This is a genomic window from Acinetobacter sp. YH01008, from assembly GCF_013420435.1.
Lineage (GTDB): Bacteria > Pseudomonadota > Gammaproteobacteria > Pseudomonadales > Moraxellaceae > Acinetobacter > Acinetobacter pseudolwoffii.
Window position 1 is genome coordinate 1 of record NZ_VOYD01000021.1, and the last position, 19804, is coordinate 19804.

A 19804-nucleotide genomic window follows, 5' to 3' on the forward strand; every position below is an offset into this window, starting at 1 on the left:
AAGTCATTTGAATGATTTCTTCTTGGTCTACGTGTCATAAAATACTCCATATATTGATGTTTATAACATCATTTGGGGAGCAAAATATCACTTATAAGTGTTGTTCAAATTTCCTGATCCACCTCTGGCTTAGATGTACTTGCGCAAAAATCTTTAGTTATAGATATTCTAGGCAATGATGTTTCTCAAGCTTTTATACAAGGTGCATATCTCGCTTTAAAAGTTGCGCAAGACTTTCACGCCACACATGCAATTCTTAAAGCCCACAGTCCCTCTTGTGGTAGTGATTTGATTTATAACGGATCATTTTCAGGACATAAAATTCAGGGTGATGGTGTTACCGCTGCACTCTTTAAACAGCATAGCATTGTTGTGATGACTGAACATGAATTCTTGGCGCAATTATCACAGACTATTCTTTAATTTATAAAAGCGAAATTCAGGATTAAACAGCCCAATCAAAAATAAAATCGTGAATGCAATCCAAAAGAACCACGCCATCATAATTACCTGATCTTTCGTCCATTCTTCAGATTGAGATGTGTTAAACACAAACCATGTTTTCCAGCCTCTAATATATGCTGCCCCGCCCCACGAAATAATCCACTTGGTTAAAATGCAGTGTAAGACATAGATCAAAATCCATAATGGCGTTGACATGCTGCTTCGCCTATTGTTGTTTTCATACGATCAAACCAGATGAAATATGCTTAAAAATCAATTAATAGACTTAAAAATGTATTCCATACTGTTATTGATGTACCAAGCTTAATAAGCTCGCAGCACAAGCAAACAGCACTGCAAAACTACGGTTCATAATTTTCTGTTGTTTTGGTGACTTGAGCAATCGTAAAACTTTTGCAGCAAGCCCCGTGTAGCCCGCCATCACAATCAGATCAATCGTGATCATGGTCAGCGCCATAATCACATACTGAATCCATTGTGGTTTGGATAAATCCAGAAATTGTGGCAATACAGCCAGTAAAAACACAATGGCTTTGGGATTACTCATATTCACCAAAAAACCATATAAAATCAGTTTTCCCGCAGATTTACGTGCCAATTCATGTTTAATTTCGATGGATTGTAGTGGCGCTTTCCACTGTAAAATAGCCAAATATAATAAATAGCCCACACCAAACCATTTTACCACCAAAAATGCCCATGGCGTGGTCGCAAACAGCACCCCCACTCCGGCTGCCACCACTGCAATCTGCACCAGTAATGCCAGTTGCAGACCCAATGCATTCCAGTAGCCATGTCGAAAACCATAATTCAGCCCACTCGACATCGAGGCAATTGCCCCTGCACCGGGTGAAACACTAATCACCCAACAGGCCAGCATATAGGCAAACCACATTTGGTAGGACATGAACATTCAACTCTGGAAAACTTGCACAATATTATAGGACTTATCCAATAGATTCAGGCTAAAAAATTGCTTAAATATAAGGCGCTGCACTGTTCACTCTGCAGAGCTTCAGGCACAATATGTGCATTAAAAAACAGGATTTATCATTACAGGAGCCATGAATGACAGCCCAATCGGTAATCTTGCCCCTCCCCTCAGATCATGCTCGCTTTATTGTATTGCGTCTTAAAGACTTAAATATTGAAGCACTCAAAGAAAAATTAGAACATCTTTTTACTTCTCGTGATCGTCTGATTACGCAACATCCTCAAGCACAAATTAAAACAGCTGTCGCTTTTGGTCCTGAGCTTTGGTCAAGACTTTATTCACAAAGCCCTGCGGGTTTCAAACAGCTTGAACCGATTCAGGGTTCATTTGCAATGCCGGTTGTTCCGGCAGATATTCTGATTCATATTGCCAGTGCACGGGCGGATATCTGTTTTGCGCTGAGTCAGGCTTTTTTTGAAGGGATTCAGGATCAGGTTGAAGTTCTGGATGAACGTGTCTGCTTTCGCTATTTTGATGGCCGTGATGTGACAGGCTTTATTGATGGCACTGAAAATCCGCAATTCCCAGATGATCGTGCTGAGGTGGCATTACTCGGTGAAGATACGGGCATTTTCCAAGATGGTTCATTTATTTTTGCCCAGCGTTATGCGCATGATCTGGAAAAGTGGAAAAAGCTGAAAGTCGATACTCAAGAGCAAGTGATGGGTCGTACCAAACTGGAATCGATTGAACTAGAGGATGAGGTTAAACCGGCAAATGCTCACGTTGCACGTACTGTAGTGGAAGATGAAGAAGGCGAAGAAATGGAGATTCTCCGTCATTCCTTGCCTTATGGTGATGGCCGTGGTGACCAAGGTCTATTCTTCATTGCCTATACCAAAGACTTAACTATTATTGATGCCATGTTAGAGCGTATGTTTGGTACGTCTGGCGATGGGATCCATGACCGCTTGCTACACTTCGTCACTCCCCTGGATGGAGCATATTACTTCGCACCGAGTGAAGAGTTGTTGGAAGAAGTTTTGGAAGGGTAATTTAAGAAGCCGACGGAAGTCGGCTTCTTTCAAATATTTTTCGAATTTAATTTAGAGGGATATCAAGTGAATACCGTTAAAAAATGATAGAGCGAGTACCAATTTTAGTTTTTAACTGTATAGAAATTTACACATTAAAAAAGTTTTCAATTTTAAGGTGCATTAGAATTTCGTATATCTAATATGTTATTACAATCCTTTAAGTCAAAATAAACAAATATTCTGTGATCTTCATTTTCTAACAAAATTGCATCTTTATTCTCACCAAAAGCATTTTTAGAGATATTACATTTATAGGATTGTAGCTTAAGATTACTTACAACGTCACAAGCTGGTTCAGCTGAAGCCTCATCAAAACCATACCATTTTGTAATATTTTTATTTGAACATGAAATATGATTTACATTATTTGTTTTTTCTACTATAGCTGCAGTATCTTCGCTTTCCTGTATTTCTTTCTCTATTAAACCATCATTTTTACTTTCAATAGTTTGTTTCCCATTTTCTTCTGAATTTATTATATGCGGTTCATTGGTTGAACTGTTTTGTACTTTATCTTGGCTTTTATCACTACAACCTGTCAAAGCAATTATAAAACTTAAAATATAAATATTTTTCATTAAAATTTTCTCATAATAATGCATTATCCAAAAATGGAGTAGGATCAACTAAATCTGAACGACGCTTATAAATACTATTACCATTCAGAGTGCCCGTATTATCAGTATTAGAAAACATCTCCAAATGTAACATCATACTTGGGATACCTTTAGTTGTTAAACTTCCAACATAACCAATAACTTGACCCCTCACAACTTTATCACCAGCTTTTACCAAAGATTTATCTTTCCTAACTTCGCCATAACGAATTATATGTTTTTGATGAGTAATCTCAATAGCATCAGTATTATCATAAAAATAATAAATATTTCTTACTATACCATCTGCCATAGCCCTAACCTCTGTACCTGCCGGCGCGTAGAGATCACATCCCGCATGCTTTCGTTTTCCTCCACTTCTATTAGAACCAAATCGAGCAAAACCATTTTTATAAGACCTTGTTTTTGTTTTAAGTGGAAATAAATATGATCCATCATCATTTGGCTTATCTATTATTATTTCAATAAGGGGCATAGGATTTTCAAGTATCGTAGTATGTAAAACTTGATCTTGCCCTTTAACATTTACACTAATTTCTATTTTTTTACCTTGTTGTCCTTTATGTTTTTTTAATCCAATTCCATCTTTCCCAGAATAGTGATTCTTTTTAGCTCCATCGTACTTGATTGAGTAAGGAAGATTTTCCTCTTTACGTGTTTTTTTATTAATTGTTTTTATCGTAAATGAAACATCACTACCGTATTGCTTTGTTAGCGGATTACCATTTTTCTCTGTATAGACATTATCGATCTTACCGAGTGACGGAAAAAAGTCCATTAAATAATCAACAAAGCTTTCTTCATTTTTAGCTGGAATTCCTTTTGTTGGTGCTTCTACTCTTGGACTATTTGATACTATATCAAGCATTTGTATTGTTGTAGCAGCAGGATTTAAAATCACCCTAATCAATGAAACACTTGGATCATTCCTTAAAGTTAAAACAGATTTTCTATTTGAAAGTAAAAGTTTATAAACAAAAGCATTTAGCATTTTTAGCTCAATATAACCATTATTGTCTGTTATTTTTTCTATTTCTCTTCCTCTATATGCTACAAAGAATTTATTTTTTTTTAAAATTTTATCATGACTATCACTTACCTTAAGCTTTACGTTTACTAGCCCTAACGGGACATATACACAACTATTTTCAATTGTTTTATTTACAGATATTGTCTTTATTTTTTGATAGCCTTTTATCCCACTCACTAATATATCTAAAATTTCACCCTCTTCAGCGATGATACTTTTTTTTATTCCTGCCCCATCCGAAGTATGTTCTTTGAGCTTGCCTTTATATTTTATAAAAAATCTCATATTTGTTATTTTTCTATTAGTGTCACCTTCTACTATTGAGATATCAAACGTTATATTTTTACAAACTTGGAGTTCTGTTGTATCATTTTTAGAATCATATACTTTTTGCTCAATAACAACCTTTTCTTTTTTTGGTTCTGGTTTTGAAGATTCTTGTAAGACAGCCTGAATTTTAATATCTTCACTTATACTTAACTCAATAGATTGTTTTTTATTGGCAGCTTGCATGATAACTTCTGATTGTTTACCATCTGCCTTAATTATAATTTTACTATTTGGATGCCTAATAATTACAGGTAATAATCCTTGATCATCCGATTCTGTATCTACAGTGAATTTAGATTGTTCGAACTTACCATTATATTCAGATTGAATAGTTAGTTTTTTATTTTTTACTATCTGTCCTATTTGATTTCTTAATAATATATATATTTTCCTATCACAACAACTTTCTAGATCGTAATAGTTAAACAGATCAATATATTTACTAATATGAACATTATTTCCATCTGACTCTTTATAATTCCCTTTAAAACCTGGCACACCTAAAAAAGAACCTAATCCACCATCCCCAACTAAATGAGCACCTGCAATAGCACCAGATTCAGTAATTTCAATACCGTTAATTATTTTTCCATAATATTCATTAAAATTTCTGTTCCTTAATCTTTCACAAAGAAAGTCTATCCATTGTCCAATAATTTGAATTTGTTTAGAGGGAGATTTCAAAAAATCTGATAGAGAATTTATACCATTCTTTCCAACCCAGTTCCCTGTCCAATCATTTGCTTTAGTTTTATCAGAATTAGCATTCCAATGCTTATAATATCCAAGATCAATAAGTGCGGCTTCACCAAACTGGAAAAGACCAATATAGCCTAGAGAGTTTTTTATTTTACTTGCATTAATATTTAAAGGTGCATTTAAAGATAAACTTAAATCTGACGAAGATTCTTTTCTTGAAACAGCACATATAAATCCATATCGTGTTAATGGATAACTTTTTCTATTTATTAACTTACCACTCCTCATTTATTTAAGTCCTCAAAACTAAATTTATTAATATCAATTTTTTTACTACTTATATATGAATTTAAAATAGATTTTAACTTTTCAAAATCACCTAAACCCGGGCAACTTAACTCTACACCATTTTTATTTTCTTTTTCTGTTGGGAAAAATTTATCTTCAAATACATCATAATGACCTAAATTTCTAAAATATGAAAAATAATTACCCTTAATATCATTGATGATTCTTATATCACTGTGATCATTTTTTAAATAAGCATAATAAACTTGATATTTATTTTTATCAACTTCTATAACCTGACATTCACCTGTTGACATCCATTGATTATCTTTAGGATTTAAACCAATCAATTTTAAAATTTTCAACTTATTCACATCTTCCCAAATTTGAGTACATGGGATATTATTTTTTTCTATTTTTATAACTTCTATATTATCCTGCCGATTATTCCATATTTTTTCACAAACATTTTCTTTAGCAAAGGCTTGCACTGAAATAAACACAAGTAAAAGTAAAGCAATATCTTTCTTCATACTTTCTAAGCTCCAAACTTATTAAAATCATCTTTTAAATTATCCTTATATTCATCATCCGACTTTTCTTCACTATGAATATTGATTCCATCATCCACTGAGTCACCCGTGTCATAATTGTAAATATCCTCGTTTAACTCCTTGATAGACATAATACTTTTATCATCAATATTACCAATAAATTGAATTTCTATATTATCTGATGAATCACTAAATATTCTTGGTGTTCTAGCCATTTCATCTAATACTCCAATATATTCAAAATTCTTTGTTTTATTTATTATTTTAAACTTAATCTGATCTTTTAAATTTTCTAGATTAAAGATATCACTAAAATCAAATCTTCTACTAAATGTACCATTCTTCGGCATTTTTGGAAGCTGAGAGTTTACCCTTGCTCCACCTTCAAACAAATGCTGCCCCGCCTTACATTCAAACTTCCCACCAGTTGTGATACATACTCCACTGCTATTAATCTTTATTTGAGACCCTCCTGCGGTTAGCAGGATCTCTTTCGGACTGGTGATCTCAATCTTGTCTTCAGTTGAAATCAGCTTAATCACCTTCCGTGCAATTGCTTCGATGGCATCATCTTGGGCCTGTATTTCAATTTTACCTTTGCCTGCATATAAGCGTGCTCCGTTCTGAGCAGCAAATAGGCTGATCTTGTGCTGCGCATGTGCAATCAGAGACTGTTGAGTCGATAGATGGATACTTTCCCCTGCACTGTAATTTATCTGCTGGTCTGCAGATAAATGAATATTTTCATTTGTACTCAGCGCAATCGAATGTGGTGCCGTTAATACCATAACAGCCTGTTTAAATGCAGTGGCTTTGCTCGCATCTTCAGTTTCTAGTTGATTCAGAAATTGTTTTAAGCTATTAAAAAGCTCAAGCGGATCAGTTTGCTGAGCTTCTGCCATGTCACTCAGAACTTTGGTGTTATTCAGATTTGATTCCATCTGGTTCTTGGTAGGCTTAGCATCCAGGTGATTACCTGCTGCTGTATCTTGCGAATAGGTCGAAATCAGTAAGCCTTGCCCTGCTCGTACCACCCCCCACTGATCTGTCCTAAGTTCAAACCCTTCCCCACGACCTTCACTCGATTCTGTTTCTTTAGGATGACTGAGATTTCCTAAATTCAACTGGCTAGCACCATGACTACTGTGTAACTGCGCACTAATCTGATCCGTCGTATCATCAAAACGCAGCTGGTTGAAACCCTCGCCATCCACTTCTTGGGAACGGATCCCACTGAGTTTTCTGGTGGCTGGTAATTGTCCCTTCGCATCAAACATCACTGGATGTCGTTCTGCTTCGTGAATCCGTCCCATAACAAAGGGCCGATCGATATCGCCTTCAAAAAAATCAATCACCACCATTTCACCAACTCGTGGATGCAATCTGACTCCATAACCTTCACCAGCCCAAGGGGTTAAGACATCAATCCAGGCCGAATCACTATCATTGTCATTGCTGCCTGCACCGGCATCATGTTGATGGTCATCACTTCGGGTAAATAGAAAACGAACTTTCACTCTTCCCCAAGCATCGACATGGATTGTTTCACCTTCAGGCCCGACCACTCGAGCTCGCTGCGGATATGCAACGGGGCGATGCACAAAAGGCTGATATTCAGGTACGACCGGAATGTCACGACGGACGATATACAGCTGATTGCCCTGCCGTTCTTCCTCCGAAATTTGCCAATCACTTTGGCCGAGCAAGCTGTCTAGCTGCAATAAAATATCTTTAGGTAAATTATTCTGGTTATAGAAGCGTTTACCCAAAATCAAAAATTCACGCTCATGCACGGGATGCTGATCAATTTCAGCATGCTGTTTTAATTCAAACCAATACCCGACCTGAGCATCACGTACACTGCTGCTGGCTTTAAAATATTTGGATTGCAGCGCATGATAATGATTGAGCTGCTGATTCAGTCGTTCCAGTTGTGCCGTACCAGATGCCGTCACCTGATCCTCGGCATTCAAATCACCTGTCCAGGCCGGACTAATGTTCCAGGCATCCTCAAGATTCAGACTGGCCGTATCCTGCACGCTACTTTGCTGATGAGTATTTAATAAGGACTGGCTTTGATCCTGCGCAAGGTGCTGCGCTTGCCAGCGCTGGGTATGGGTACTGTTGGAATTAAGCTGACGTACGGCAATCAGACTGGTCAGCGTATCAAACTGCTCGGTGGCATGACTGCGATGGAAGCGGATTGAACGGCGTTTTAAAGCTGAAAAGGCTTGAGAATGATCGATTAAACGCAGGATCTGCGGCTGAATCTCAGTAGCGGACACCGGAACAATGGAGTGCTTTTCATCAACCAGCCAGTTTATTCCTTCACTACGCCATAAACGTGTTAAAAAATCATAATCCGACTCATTGGACTGCATCACAAAAGGGCGTACATCGTAATCCCGATTTAATCCGGTCAAGTCCAGACTAAGACTGGCTGCAAATAATGCACTTCTGCTTTGCCATTCACTAAATAATATTTCACTGATTTTGCGCACGCTCTTATTTATAAACACCCGACTATTACGGCGTTTGTGCCAGAGTGCAGTAGCATCCTGCATAGTTAATTTATACAAGCTCAAGGCACCGTCGCTGTGTCCCTGACTGGCTGCGGTAATAATGCCACTGGTTCGAAAAAGTTCGCCACGATCTGTTACCTGATCTACTGCCACCTGACAGCCTATAAATTGCTTTAAAGCAAGATTGGCCTGCGTAGAAAGGCAGATCAGTTCTGCCTGCAGACCCTGATTAATCTGATGCTGGCCATCAATCCGCTGAATCAAGACCTGATGATTTAAGGGCAGATGTGAAAACTGCAGATGCAGCACACGATGCTGCCGGTTCAGCCCAAGTTGCTCCAGTAGCAGATGAATATGTTTTGGCATTTTATAGTTATAGTTTTAAGCATTATTATTGTGGAGCAAATTCTAGGAAAAGTTGTCCATTTCGTCCAGCTCAGTGTGCATTTCACATAATTAGGCATTTGATTTTCAGTAATTCAATTGCACCTATTCAATAAATCTCTGAAAAATAGAAGTAAAAATAATGCCAAATATTTCAGAATTTTCTGATTATCCAGAGTAGAACTTGCTGCTACACTGGATTCAATCTTATTTTCAAGGCCAAGGACATGCTGGAATTCCCCTCTAAACTGCCTGATCTAGGCATCACGATTTTTAGCACCATGTCGGCCCTGGCACAAAAACTCGGCGCATTGAACCTTTCACAGGGATTTCCAGACTTTCCTGCGCCACCGGCATTGATTGAGGCTTTGAGCCGGGCCAGTCATAACGGATTTAACCAGTATGCACCTGGAGATGGCTTGCCGATATTGCGTGGGCTGGTGGCCGATCTGTATCGACAGCGCGATCAGCTGAGCATTGACCCGCTAGAAGAGATCACGATTACTTCCGGCGCCACAATTGCGATTTTTTGTGCGATTCAGGCCACAGTTCGTGCGGGTGATGAAGTGATTATTTTCGATCCGAGCTATGACAGTTATGCACCTGCAGTACAGCTGGCTGGTGCAACGCCTGTACATATTGCATTACAGCATCCAGAGTTTTCTGTGGACTGGAATCAGGTGAAAGATGCCATCAATAAGCGTACCCGCATGATTGTGGTCAACACTCCTCACAACCCCAGCGGTAGTGTCTGGTCCAGAGCAGACTGGCAACATCTGATTGAGCTGATCCGTGAGCGCAATATTGTGGTGTTATCCGATGAAGTCTATGAACATCTGGTTTTCGACGGCGTTCAGCACCATTCAGCCTGGTCATTTCCTGAACTGCGCGAGCGTAGCTTCGTGATTGGTTCTTTTGGTAAAACCTTTCATGTCACCGGCTGGAAAACCGGTTTTTGTATGGCGGCACCGCCACTCATGAAAATGTTCAGACAGATTTATCAGTTTGCCAGCTTCTGTGGCGTGACTCCGATTCAGGTGGCTTTGGCGGAATACATGCAACAGCATCCTGAACATATACGCGAACTTTCCCGGTTCTATCAAAACAAACGTGATCTATTTAATTCATCAATAGAAACATCACGTTTTAAATGGACGCCCTCTCAAGGAACTTATTTCCAGAATCTCGATTATTCGGCTATCCGGCCTGATTTAAATGATGTAGAGATGTGTCATTTTCTGGCAGAGCAACACGGGATCGTGGCAATTCCAGTCTCTGTGTTCTACCAGCAAGCGCCTGCCGATTTACGTCTGCTCAGGTTCTGTTTTGCAAAAAAAGAACAGACCCTGATTCAGGCAGGCCAAATTCTTTCAAAGGTTTAATTCAAATTTTAACTAAAATTCTTATAAAATAAATGCCTTAGTTACTTAAAAGCTAAGGCCTTTATTTCTGCTTTATTCAATAATAGCAACATAATTAAATAGATGAAAAATCAATAACAGGATAGGGCATGGCACAGCAATCACTGATCCAACAACAGAATTTATGGAAGGCCTTTCTGGTATTTCTGTTGCCATTAATTGCAACCAACATCCTGCAAAGCCTTTCAGGCACGATTAATACGGTTTTTGTCGGGCAAATGCTGGGAGTCAATGCCATTGCTGCGGTTGCGGTATTTTTCCCGATCCTGTTTTGTTTGATGGCTTTTGTCATTGGCTTATCTGCCGGTTCTACTGTACTTATTGGACAGGCCTGGGGCGCAAAAAATATCGAAAAAGTGCGCTGTGTGGTGGGTTCAACTTTATTTATGACCTTGATTGGTGGAAGCTTGATCGCGCTGTTTGGTGTGATTTTTGCCGAAAATATCCTCTTGGCGCTCGGTACAGATCCGGAGGTGATGCATTTATCCTTGCCCTATGTGCAATGGATGCTGGCAGGTAGTCCCCTAATTTTTATTTATATTATTTATACCTCTATCTTGCGCGGTGTAGGCGACAGCACCACACCGCTGTTTGCTTCCGCACTCACCATTGGCGTGGGCTTGGTAGTCACCCCGATATTAATTGCCGGATATTTTGGCTTTCCCCAAATGGGCATTATCTCGCCGGCAATTGCCACCATTTTGGGTAATCTGGCCGTATTGTTGTTTCTAGTCCTGTATTTAAATTATAAACAACATCCGCTCAGGCTGGACTGGGCATTATTAAAACATATCCGCCATCAGCCTAAATTAAGCAAAATTATTTTAAGTCTGGGCGTTCCGACTGGAATACAGATGATCACGACTTCTGTCGCCGGTCTGGTGATTGTCGGCTTGGTCAACCGCTATGGCGCAGAAGCAACGGCTGCCTATGGTGCGGTCAACCAGGTGTTAAATTATATCCAGTTTCCTGCTCTGTCGATTGCGATTGCAGCTTCTGTATTTGGTGCACAAGCGATTGGTGCAGGAAAATCCGATTTGCTGAATAAAGTCACACGGACTGCACTCAGTATGAATATTCTGTTTACTGGCAGTTTGGTAGTTTTGGCCTACCTGTTCTCAAAATATTTAATGGCACTGTTTATTACTGATCCTCAGGTCGTGGTGCTGGGTCAGCAACTTTTATTCATTGTGCTTTGGTCCATTTTATTCTTTGGTGCCAGCGCCATTTTTGCGTCAATTATGCGTTCAAGTGGCACGGTAACTGCACCGATGCTGATCAATATTTTTGCAATTCTTTGTATTGAAGTTCCTGCCGCTTATCTGTTTAGCCAGTGGTGGGGGCTGGAAGGGATCTGGTATGCCTATGCATTGGCCTTTGTCAGCATGTGTATTTTGCAGGGACTGTATTATCAGTTGGTCTGGAAGAAAAAAACCATTAAAATATTGGTTTAGCTTCATTATTTTACATGCCTACAGCCTTACAGCAACTCACTCCTGATCTGCAATAAAAGATTAAAAACCCGCTTTCGCGGGTTTAATATCCAATGATTTAAGCAGATTTTTTCTTCTTTTTGCCGAATTGGCTTGCCAGTGCAGTGACATGCTGATAGCCGCTTGGCAAGATCCGTTGAATCAAATCAACAGCTTTGGCATCGTTACCAATTAATAAACGGCGTTTGTCTTTCTGTACCGCCTCCAGAATCTGACGAGCGGCTTCTACTGGCGGGCAACGCAGCAGTTTATTAAAATTACGGGCGGCTTTTTCCGGATTCATGCCCAAGGTCAGCATACTGTCATTCATTTTCGCAGCATTGGCAATATTGGTACGAATTCCCCCCGGATGTACACAAAGTGCACTCACACCGCAATTTTGCAGATCCAGTTCCTGACGCAAGGATTCGGTAAAACCACGCACTGCAAACTTGGTCGCGTTATATGCCGACTGGGTCGGCTGCGCGGTTAAACCAAACAGACTGGAAATATTAATCACATGACCATCGCCGGTTTTCTTGATTAAAGGCAAAAATTCTTTGGTGCCATACACCACGCCCCAGAAATTAATGTCGACGATCCATTCCAGATCTTCATAGCTCGCACCTTCTACGGTGCAGCCAAGTGCCACGCCGGCATTGTTAAAGATCATGTTGACACTGCCATGATCCTGCTCCACCTGTGCTGCCCAGCTGCGTACCTCTTGTAGCTTGGCCACGTTGACTTTTTGAATCGTCACCCGGACATCACTGCCCTGCAACAATTCAACCGTTTGTGCCAGTCCCTGTTCATTAATATCACTTAGTGCCAGATGGCAGCCTTGCTGTGCCAGCAAAACTGCCAGTTGCTGACCGATCCCTGAACCGGCACCGGTAATGGCAGCGACTTTATTCTTAAAATTTTTCATTGAATTTCCTTATGTAAATAACTGCTCTTCCATGACAGCAGGATCTTGCTCTGTTGTTTCAGGAGTTAGCACAGATCCTCAATATAATTTTGACAATATAGATTGTCAATAATTATCCGATGTCCTTAGCGGCCAAATTCCTCTGCTGAATTTCGACATAGGTCAAAGCGTGATTTATTGCTAAGATATTCAAAATCTTCATGCAGATGAGTAGCCAGGCCTTATGACCGATTCAATCAATGCAGCAGCACCATCACGACCACCCAAAAGCAAGGAACGTCAGTTTAAAGGCCTGTCGATGGCTGAGCGACAGCAGGTACGTCGTGAAAAGCTGATTGAAGCCGGCATTGAAGCTTATGGCAGCCATGGCTTTTTTTCAGTAACCGTGAAAGATATCTGCAATGAAGCCAAACTGACCGAACGTTATTTTTATGAATCTTTTAAAAAAAGTGAGCACCTGTTTCAGACCATCTTTTTAAAACTGATTGATGAACTGCAACAGAATGTCATGCAGGCCATGATGCAGGCATCCACTGATCCGAAAAAAATGATTGAAGCGGGGCTAACCGCCTTGCTTAGCACCTTGCGTGACAATCCGCGTATGGCACGGATCATTTATATTGATGCCATGCTGGTGCAGGAGTTGCATAATCAGGCCACCATTCATGAAACCATGTCGCGCTTCGACCGCATGATTCATGCCTTTGTCATGTTAATGATGCCGCAGTTAAATCGTAGTGAGCAGGAAATTTCACTGGTGTCGACCGGTTTAAATGGCTATGTCACCCAAATTGCCATTCGCTGGGTCCTGAGTGGATTCAAGCAGTCACTTGAGGAAGTTTTATCATCGTGCAGTGTGGTATTTTTGGCATTATTGGAGTCATTTTCAGACAAAAAATAGCTATTAAATCAAAGGTTTAATCAGATTTTCTACATTCTAAAACAGATTGCAGGTTTCTGCTGAAGCATCGATAAAAGTAAAATTAATTTATGATTTTTTAACAAGTTTCTTTACTAAAATTGTCACAAATCTTTGCGAATTTCAGCAGTTTTTCCCTTTCTGCAATGATACTGTCATAATTAGTCTTTGTAATAAGCCTGTCATAAATATAAAACGGTTCACCGTTTACATGAAATAGGGTATTGCGTTGTGAAAGATGACTACATATTAATCGTCGATGACGAACTCCCGATTCGGGAAATGATCCATACCTCTCTGGATATGGCCGGTTTTCAATGCTTACAGGCCGAAGATGCCAAGCAGGCGCATCAGATGATTGTGGATCAGCGTCCGGCACTGATTTTGCTGGACTGGATGATGCCGGGCGGGATCAGCGGTGTAGATCTATGTCGTCGTCTGAAACGTGATGAAAGCCTGTCAGAAATTCCGGTGATCATGCTGACCGCACGCGGTGAAGAAGACCACAAAGTACAAGGTCTGGATGCCGGTGCCGATGATTACATGACCAAGCCGTTCTCGACCCGGGAACTGGTGTCACGCATTAAAGCTGTCCTGCGCCGTGCCAATGCACTCAGCGGTGAAAAAACCATTGATGCCAATGGCCTGATTCTGGATCCGGTCAGTCAGCGGGTTAATTTTGGCGATAAAATTCTGGAAATGGGGCCCACTGAATACCGTCTATTGGCGTTCTTTATGACCCATCCGGAACGTGCCTATACCCGTGCGCAATTACTGGATCAGGTTTGGGGCGGCAACGTCTATATTGAAGACCGTACTATTGACGTCCATATACGCCGTTTGCGCAAAGTGCTGGAACCTTATGGCGCAAACCGCTATGTACAAACCGTACGTGGAACCGGTTACCGTTTTTCAACCCGTGCAGATGTGGCTTTAGGTTAACGTCTTTTAAGGTAAATCTTGTTTTATGTATGAACCCTACCCTGTCCCCGAACTGGCACGTGAGCACAAAAGAATCCGTTACAGCAGTTTATGGGATTTTGCCAAACAGGATTTACGCTTACTGGCTTTTTTCCTGATCATCGCCAGCCTTATCGGTTTTGGGATTGGGTATTTCTGGATTTGTATCGTCATTGCCTTTGTGGCGTTCTTTAGCACCCAGATGCGCTCTTTATATCTGGTCAATGAATGGATTTCTAATCGCCCTTATGATGTTCCGCCGAATATCGGCGGGATTTGGGGCGCACTGTTATTTAATGTTTATCGCGCTCAGCGGCAGGAACGGATTGTTCAGGCAGAAATGGTGGAACTGATCGATCGAGCACAGTCTTCACTGGTGGCCTTGCAAGAAGCAGTGGTTTTAATTGATGAAAACCAGCAGATTGAATGGTGGAATCCAGCCGCCGAACGTCTACTCGGGATCTCCAGTGATGACCGTCGCCGTAATATTTTAACTTTGCTGCGCCAGCCGAGTTTTATTGAATATTATCATCATATTGATGAGTCACCGGATGGCCTGAAAATGAGATCTTCGCTGTTCGAAGATCATTATGTCCAGGTCAAAATGACCCGCTTTGGTGGAGAAAGCCGGGTACTGGTCGCCTATGATGTGACCCGGATGCACAATCTGGAACAGATGCGTAAAGATTTTGTCGATAATATTTCGCATGAGCTGCGCACGCCTTTAACCGTACTCAGTGGCTATATTGAAACCTTTACCGACCAGGAAGATATCAATCCGCGCTGGAAACGTGCCTTTGATCAGATGCAGTCGCAGACCCGACGCATGAACGCGCTGGTGAATGACCTGCTACTGCTGTCACGTCTGGAAAATGACAAGAATATTGCCAAAAACCAGATCATCGAAATGCCAAGTCTGATGAATCAGCTATTTGATGATGCACAGGCCTATAATATCGACTATGGGCATACCCTGAATCTGGATATTGACAGTCATTGCGATCTGATCGGTTCAGATATGGAACTGGCCAGCGCCTTTAGCAATCTGATCACCAATGCGATTAAATATACGCCTAAAGGTGGAATCATTACCATGGGTTGGCATGATGATGGTGAATCTGCCTATTTTGTAGTGGAAGATAACGGCATCGGAATTGATCCCAAACACTTGCCACGTCTGACTGAACGTTTTTACCGGATCGATTCAGACCGTAGCCGGCGTACCGGTGGCACCGGTTTAGGATTGGCAATTGTCAAGCATGTCCTGATGCAACATCAGGCACATCTCGAAATTGAATCCAAGGAAAACCAGGGTTCCACTTTTAAGGTGATTTTCCCCAAAGAGCGCCTCAGCTTTCCAGACTGATATCCCCCATTAAAAAAGCTGCCATCGGCAGCTTTTTTTTCAGGATGCTATCTGTTTTTCTTTGGCCAGTGCACGCGCATAGGCTGCACGTTGCGATACCCGTTTCAGATAAGCCTGAATCGCCGGATAACTTTGGCCAGTCCGGCTTTGCATGGCCTCCAAAGGAAAACTCATCTGAATATCGGCAAAACTGAAGTGTCCGGCAAAATAGTCATGCTCGCTCAAATAGCGTTCCAGAAACTGGATATGATCTTTTAAGCGGCTTTGTACAAACTGTTTCTTCACTCCCTCACAAATTTTCTTGGCTACTGGTCGAATCAGTAAAGGGGTATGTTTCGGTACAGTGGTCATCACCAGTTGCATCACCAGCAGTGGCATTAATGAACCTTCTGCATAATGCATCCAGTAACGGTACTGGGCCTTATCGGCAGGATCTTTTGGGCGAAACTGCTGCTGTTCATCATAGCTTTCCTGTAAATACTCCAGGATCGCCGCAGATTCCGCCAGTACCTGCTCCTGATCGGTCAGAATTGGCGCCTTACCCAAGGGATGAATCTGTTTTAAGGCCGGTGGTGCGGAAAGATTAGGCTGGCGCTGATAATATTGCACTTCATAATCCAGTCCTAACTCTTCCATGGCCCAGAGAATACGAAACGATCGTGATTGTTCGAGATGATGTAAAACACGCATATTAGACTCATGATTTTATTGTTCTTGCTTGCTGAGCATAGCAAAAAGCAGCGGAATGTAGCGCAATTTTTGATGACTGTAATGCTCTGTTCCCTAGGTTGCAGATTTGCCATTTTCAGTTCAAATCCGACAGGGTTCCATCCCCCCCTGCAATTCTGATCGTTTATCTGGAAGCACGCATCCGGTCTGGAAATGCTGGAGCTTCTAAACGTGGTCCATCATAGGCCGGAATCGAACCGAAGCGTTCATGGCCTTCAATCCATTGTTGCCGCGCAATTTTAAGTTCCTCGGTGGTACGTCCGACCAAATTCCACCACAGTAAAATCGGGCTTTCAAATGGTTCACCACCAATAAGTAGCACACGGCTCCCGGCATGAATATCAGCATTAACCTGCTCTAATCCCAGTTCAAGGATCAGCATGTTATCTTCCGTCAGTTCATGCCCATTAATGCTGGCTGTTCCCTCAAGTACCATAAAACCATATTCAAATTTTGGATTCAGGGCTAAGCGCGCACTGGTACTTTCTGCTGCATACAGGTCTACCCCGAGCAGTTCACTATGCACTTTTACCGGTGAAACGGTTTTTAAATATTCACCGACTAAGACGGTAAATTCAATGCCCTGATCATTAACCACAGGCAATTCAGGATAATGCTCAAAAGCCGGTGCCATATTGATCTTGTCATCCGGTAAGGCAATCCATAACTGCGCCGCATGCATATGCGTTTCGCTTTCTGGAGAAACTTCCGTATGTGAAATACCATAGCCCGAGGTCATCAGATTGACCTGTTTGGGACGAATTAGCTGCTGAGTACCTAAACTGTCATTGTGCATCATGGTGCCTTGCAGCATCCAGGTAAAGGTCTGCAGACCAATATGGGGATGTGGCCCAACATCTAGGCCATCGCCTTGTGGAAAGCTGGCCGGACCGGCATGATCCAGAAAACACCAGGCACCAATCATGCGTTTATGTCGGCTGGGCAAGGCACGTTTGATTACGGTACCCTGTCCGATTTCGGCACGGCGTAAAGGGAATTCCTGAATAAACTGATTGACATATTTTTCACAATCATCCGAATTGGACAGTTCAATATCACTATTATTCGACATGGCTGAGCTCACCTCGACATTTTCATTCTAAATCTTAAATTATGTGAAACATTCTTCCCTTGGACTGCTGCAAGATGTCTCCCTATTCAGGACAATGTACAGGGTCTATTTGCAAAATCTATCTTTGGAAATATTTAGATACGTATAAAACCCTTAACATCGCTTGATCGATCTAACTCCTGTTCAAGCGATCAAACCTGAATTTCGCAGTGTAACAGCCTGAGTGGAAGTGGCTCAATGCTGATTAGGGTGCTCTCAAGCCTGCGCTAGAAGCCATTTCGACATTGCTGGCCCAATTACCCAATGTTTCACGTGAAACGAATGATTTTAATTTAAAAATTAAAGCAATTAAAAATTATTTTTATGGATTTCAATCACTTTCGCAGCTAAAAAATATAATTTTTGTTACGTTTTAAAGTCAAATTTAAGTCAGATACCCAATTTTAGGGAGGTTATTTTTCATCCAATCACGGCATAATAGGCACCTATAAAAATAATCCTGGACCAGGACATGTCTGCTCAGCATGAAAATATATATTCAACGGCGAATATATCTTTTCAAAACTCGATGACCGATAAATCACTGAAATTATCTGAATGTGATCTGCAAAACCGTCAGCTGATCGAACAGGCGCTGACAGACTCTCATGCCCGTATTCCTGCCCCGTTTCAGCAATATTTTCACGATTATGTCTATACGCATAGTCATACTGATTTACGTCAAATCAACTATCTGGCACAAATTGCCTTTTTGCTGTATTTCTTTGCCGATATTCTGATTATTCCAGACATGTTTTTTATTTCTGGTCTGATGCGCGTCATCTTGGTTCTAGGCGCTATGCTTTGCTGTTATTACTTGTTTAACACATATAAAAATATTCAGATTCTAGATAGAATCCTGCCGATCGCCACCACTGTGGCTGCAGCTGCATGGATTGGCTTGCTGGTGCTTTCAAGCAGCCCCCATGTTGCTACCTATATTTATGCCTCTGCGATCTTTATTCTCATCGCCAATCTGTGTATACAGACCCAATTTAAAGTTGCGGTCTATTGTTCCATCTTGATTGCCCTGTTTATCATGATTGGAGTGACCCAGTTAATGAATGCATCTCAAGCCTTTATTTTTACTGTCGTTTTTAGTCCACTCTGGTTTTTTAGCATTTATATTAACTGGAATAATATTCTGAACGTACGGCGTTCCTTCCTGCGCTCTTTGCTGGACGAATGGAACTATCAAACCTTAAAAAATCTGGCACATACGGATGATTTGACCCAGTTATACAACCGCCGCCATTTTGTCGATATGGCTGAACGTTCTATTCATCAATGGCCCAAACATGCCAGCACCTGCCTGCTGATGTTTGATGTCGATCATTTTAAAAATATCAATGACAACTATGGGCATGACATCGGCGATCGCGTACTACAACTGATTGCTGAAGTCACCCGTAAAGAAATGCGCCATAGCGATGTACTGGCACGTTTTGGTGGTGAAGAGTTTATTGCTCTCTTGGAAGATACCCAGCTGCCAGACAGTCTGGTGATTGCAGAGCGAATTCGTTGTGCAATTCAGAAACAATTTGTTTATGCCAAACCGAACCAGCCCATTCGTTTTACCATTTCGATTGGTATAGCAGAACTGGAGTCGCCTACGCAAAAGCTGGAGGAGCTGATCAAGCAAGCCGATATCGCTTTATATCAGGCGAAAAAATCAGGCCGAAATCGGATTGAAGTTTATCATTCCAAAATGCTGGAAAAGCCCAAACCTGCTCCAGCCAATTCCTGGAATGCCTTTAAGCTCGTGACCCAGCAAGGTCATTCAAAGGCCAATCAAACCAAGCAATTCTGATCTGCCCTTTAAATAATGAAATCAGGAATATTAGTGAAAACTTAAATTTTTATAAACTTTACATGGAAAAGTTGCATATTCTATCACGAAGAAAAAATCCTCATAAAAACTCATAAAAAAGAGCACCGAAGCGCTCTTTTTTTATCGGGATATCTCCGATCAACCAGA

Annotated in this window: 16 protein-coding genes and 1 pseudogene; 8 read left to right on the plus strand and 9 right to left on the minus strand. The window is 41.0% G+C overall.

What is annotated here, in order from left to right; translation table 11 throughout:
- Window positions 1-123: 123 nt before the first annotated feature.
- Window positions 124-423 (plus strand): annotated as a pseudogene (locus FTT75_RS11715) (DUF523 domain-containing protein); the annotation flags it as partial.
- Here the strand turns inward: FTT75_RS11715 and FTT75_RS11720 are convergent.
- Both FTT75_RS11720 and FTT75_RS11725 read right to left on the minus strand, forming a co-directional pair.
- Entirely contained in the window at window positions 406-660 is a 255-nt protein-coding gene (locus FTT75_RS11720; protein WP_180000267.1) for a hypothetical protein, read from the minus strand. The pseudogene FTT75_RS11715 and the gene FTT75_RS11720 sit on opposite strands and share 18 nt — an antisense overlap.
- Window positions 661-751: 91 nt before the next feature.
- Entirely contained in the window at window positions 752-1372 is a 621-nt protein-coding gene (locus tag FTT75_RS11725; protein WP_180000265.1) for a LysE family transporter, read from the minus strand.
- Window positions 1373-1533: 161 nt separating this feature from the next.
- On the opposite strand from FTT75_RS11725, the gene FTT75_RS11730 reads away from it, so the two are divergent.
- On the plus strand, window positions 1534-2454 hold the full coding sequence (locus FTT75_RS11730) for a Dyp-type peroxidase (protein WP_100329703.1): 921 nt from the start codon (window positions 1534-1536) through the stop codon (window positions 2452-2454).
- A 152-nt stretch (window positions 2455-2606) separates the two neighbouring features.
- Here FTT75_RS11730 and FTT75_RS11735 read toward each other — a convergent pair whose 3' ends face one another.
- Genes FTT75_RS11735 through FTT75_RS11750 form a run of 4 tightly spaced genes read right to left on the minus strand, consistent with a single transcriptional unit; the run spans window position 2607 to window position 8902 of the window.
- Window positions 2607-3074, minus strand: a complete 468-nt coding sequence (locus FTT75_RS11735; protein ID WP_005173803.1) for a hypothetical protein — start codon at window positions 3072-3074, stop codon at window positions 2607-2609.
- Window positions 3075-3084: 10 nt separating this feature from the next.
- Window positions 3085-5460, minus strand: a complete 2376-nt coding sequence (locus FTT75_RS11740) for a M23 family metallopeptidase (RefSeq protein WP_180186457.1) — start codon at window positions 5458-5460, stop codon at window positions 3085-3087.
- Window positions 5457-5993 carry a hypothetical protein gene (locus FTT75_RS11745; RefSeq protein ID WP_180078427.1) on the minus strand — a complete coding sequence of 179 codons (537 nt, stop codon included), beginning with the start codon at window positions 5991-5993 and terminating at the stop codon, window positions 5457-5459. Before FTT75_RS11745 ends, FTT75_RS11740 begins: the two co-directional genes overlap by 4 nt.
- 5 nt (window positions 5994-5998) lie before the next feature.
- Complete coding sequence (locus tag FTT75_RS11750) at window positions 5999-8902, minus strand: type VI secretion system Vgr family protein (protein WP_180186459.1); 2904 nt, start codon at window positions 8900-8902, stop codon at window positions 5999-6001.
- 245 nt (window positions 8903-9147) lie between these two features.
- Here FTT75_RS11750 and FTT75_RS11755 point away from each other — a divergent pair, with 245 nt between their 5' ends.
- Together FTT75_RS11755 and FTT75_RS11760 are read left to right on the plus strand one after the other, a co-directional pair.
- A complete protein-coding gene (locus tag FTT75_RS11755) occupies window positions 9148-10302 on the plus strand; it encodes a methionine aminotransferase (protein ID WP_180186461.1) in 1155 nt (384 codons plus the stop codon).
- A gap of 128 nt (window positions 10303-10430) precedes the next feature.
- The gene (locus FTT75_RS11760) at window positions 10431-11795 is read left to right on the plus strand and encodes an MATE family efflux transporter (RefSeq protein WP_180186463.1); all 1365 of its coding nucleotides are present in this window, start codon (window positions 10431-10433) and stop codon (window positions 11793-11795) included.
- Between the two features lie 97 nt (window positions 11796-11892).
- Here FTT75_RS11760 and FTT75_RS11765 read toward each other — a convergent pair whose 3' ends face one another.
- Entirely contained in the window at window positions 11893-12741 is an 849-nt protein-coding gene (locus FTT75_RS11765) for an SDR family oxidoreductase (protein ID WP_074383703.1), read from the minus strand.
- A 223-nt stretch (window positions 12742-12964) separates the two neighbouring features.
- Between FTT75_RS11765 and FTT75_RS11770 the strand changes: the two genes are divergently transcribed.
- The 3 genes from FTT75_RS11770 (at window position 12965) to phoR (ending at window position 15986) form a co-directional block, all read left to right on the plus strand.
- Entirely contained in the window at window positions 12965-13642 is a 678-nt protein-coding gene (locus FTT75_RS11770) for a TetR/AcrR family transcriptional regulator (protein WP_180186465.1), read from the plus strand.
- Between the two features lie 249 nt (window positions 13643-13891).
- On the plus strand, window positions 13892-14602 hold the full coding sequence (phoB, locus tag FTT75_RS11775) for a phosphate regulon transcriptional regulator PhoB (protein WP_005094589.1): 711 nt from the start codon (window positions 13892-13894) through the stop codon (window positions 14600-14602).
- A 25-nt stretch (window positions 14603-14627) separates the two neighbouring features.
- A complete protein-coding gene (gene phoR / locus FTT75_RS11780) occupies window positions 14628-15986 on the plus strand; it encodes a phosphate regulon sensor histidine kinase PhoR (protein ID WP_005094591.1) in 1359 nt (452 codons plus the stop codon).
- 39 nt (window positions 15987-16025) lie between these two features.
- On the opposite strand, the gene FTT75_RS11785 is transcribed toward phoR, so the two are convergent.
- On the minus strand, window positions 16026-16676 hold the full coding sequence (locus FTT75_RS11785; protein ID WP_100329697.1) for a glutathione S-transferase family protein: 651 nt from the start codon (window positions 16674-16676) through the stop codon (window positions 16026-16028).
- A 163-nt stretch (window positions 16677-16839) separates the two neighbouring features.
- Entirely contained in the window at window positions 16840-17787 is a 948-nt protein-coding gene (locus FTT75_RS11790; protein WP_100329696.1) for a pirin family protein, read from the minus strand.
- A 511-nt stretch (window positions 17788-18298) separates the two neighbouring features.
- Here FTT75_RS11790 and FTT75_RS11795 point away from each other — a divergent pair.
- Window positions 18299-19636, plus strand: a complete 1338-nt coding sequence (locus FTT75_RS11795; protein WP_180186467.1) for a GGDEF domain-containing protein — start codon at window positions 18299-18301, stop codon at window positions 19634-19636.
- Window positions 19637-19804: the final 168 nt, after the last annotated feature.

Bases quoted from the DNA above. Each gene is read 5' to 3' on its own strand.
- FTT75_RS11770 (WP_180186465.1), top strand. From the start codon at position 12,965: ATGACCGATTCAATCAATGCAGCAGCACCATCACGACCACCCAAAAGC.
- FTT75_RS11750 (WP_180186459.1), bottom strand. From the start codon at position 8,902: ATGCCAAAACATATTCATCTGCTACTGGAGCAACTTGGGCTGAACCGG.
- FTT75_RS11765 (WP_074383703.1), bottom strand. From the start codon at position 12,741: ATGAAAAATTTTAAGAATAAAGTCGCTGCCATTACCGGTGCCGGTTCA.
- FTT75_RS11720 (WP_180000267.1), bottom strand. From the start codon at position 660: ATGTCAACGCCATTATGGATTTTGATCTATGTCTTACACTGCATTTTA.
- FTT75_RS11755 (WP_180186461.1), top strand. From the start codon at position 9,148: ATGCTGGAATTCCCCTCTAAACTGCCTGATCTAGGCATCACGATTTTT.
- FTT75_RS11735 (WP_005173803.1), bottom strand. From the start codon at position 3,074: ATGAAAAATATTTATATTTTAAGTTTTATAATTGCTTTGACAGGTTGT.
- FTT75_RS11740 (WP_180186457.1), bottom strand. From the start codon at position 5,460: ATGAGGAGTGGTAAGTTAATAAATAGAAAAAGTTATCCATTAACACGA.
- FTT75_RS11795 (WP_180186467.1), top strand. From the start codon at position 18,299: ATGTCTGCTCAGCATGAAAATATATATTCAACGGCGAATATATCTTTT.
- phoR (WP_005094591.1), top strand. From the start codon at position 14,628: ATGTATGAACCCTACCCTGTCCCCGAACTGGCACGTGAGCACAAAAGA.
- FTT75_RS11760 (WP_180186463.1), top strand. From the start codon at position 10,431: ATGGCACAGCAATCACTGATCCAACAACAGAATTTATGGAAGGCCTTT.
- FTT75_RS11790 (WP_100329696.1), bottom strand. From the start codon at position 17,787: ATGTCGAATAATAGTGATATTGAACTGTCCAATTCGGATGATTGTGAA.
- FTT75_RS11745 (WP_180078427.1), bottom strand. From the start codon at position 5,993: ATGAAGAAAGATATTGCTTTACTTTTACTTGTGTTTATTTCAGTGCAA.
- FTT75_RS11730 (WP_100329703.1), top strand. From the start codon at position 1,534: ATGACAGCCCAATCGGTAATCTTGCCCCTCCCCTCAGATCATGCTCGC.
- FTT75_RS11785 (WP_100329697.1), bottom strand. From the start codon at position 16,676: ATGCGTGTTTTACATCATCTCGAACAATCACGATCGTTTCGTATTCTC.
- FTT75_RS11725 (WP_180000265.1), bottom strand. From the start codon at position 1,372: ATGTCCTACCAAATGTGGTTTGCCTATATGCTGGCCTGTTGGGTGATT.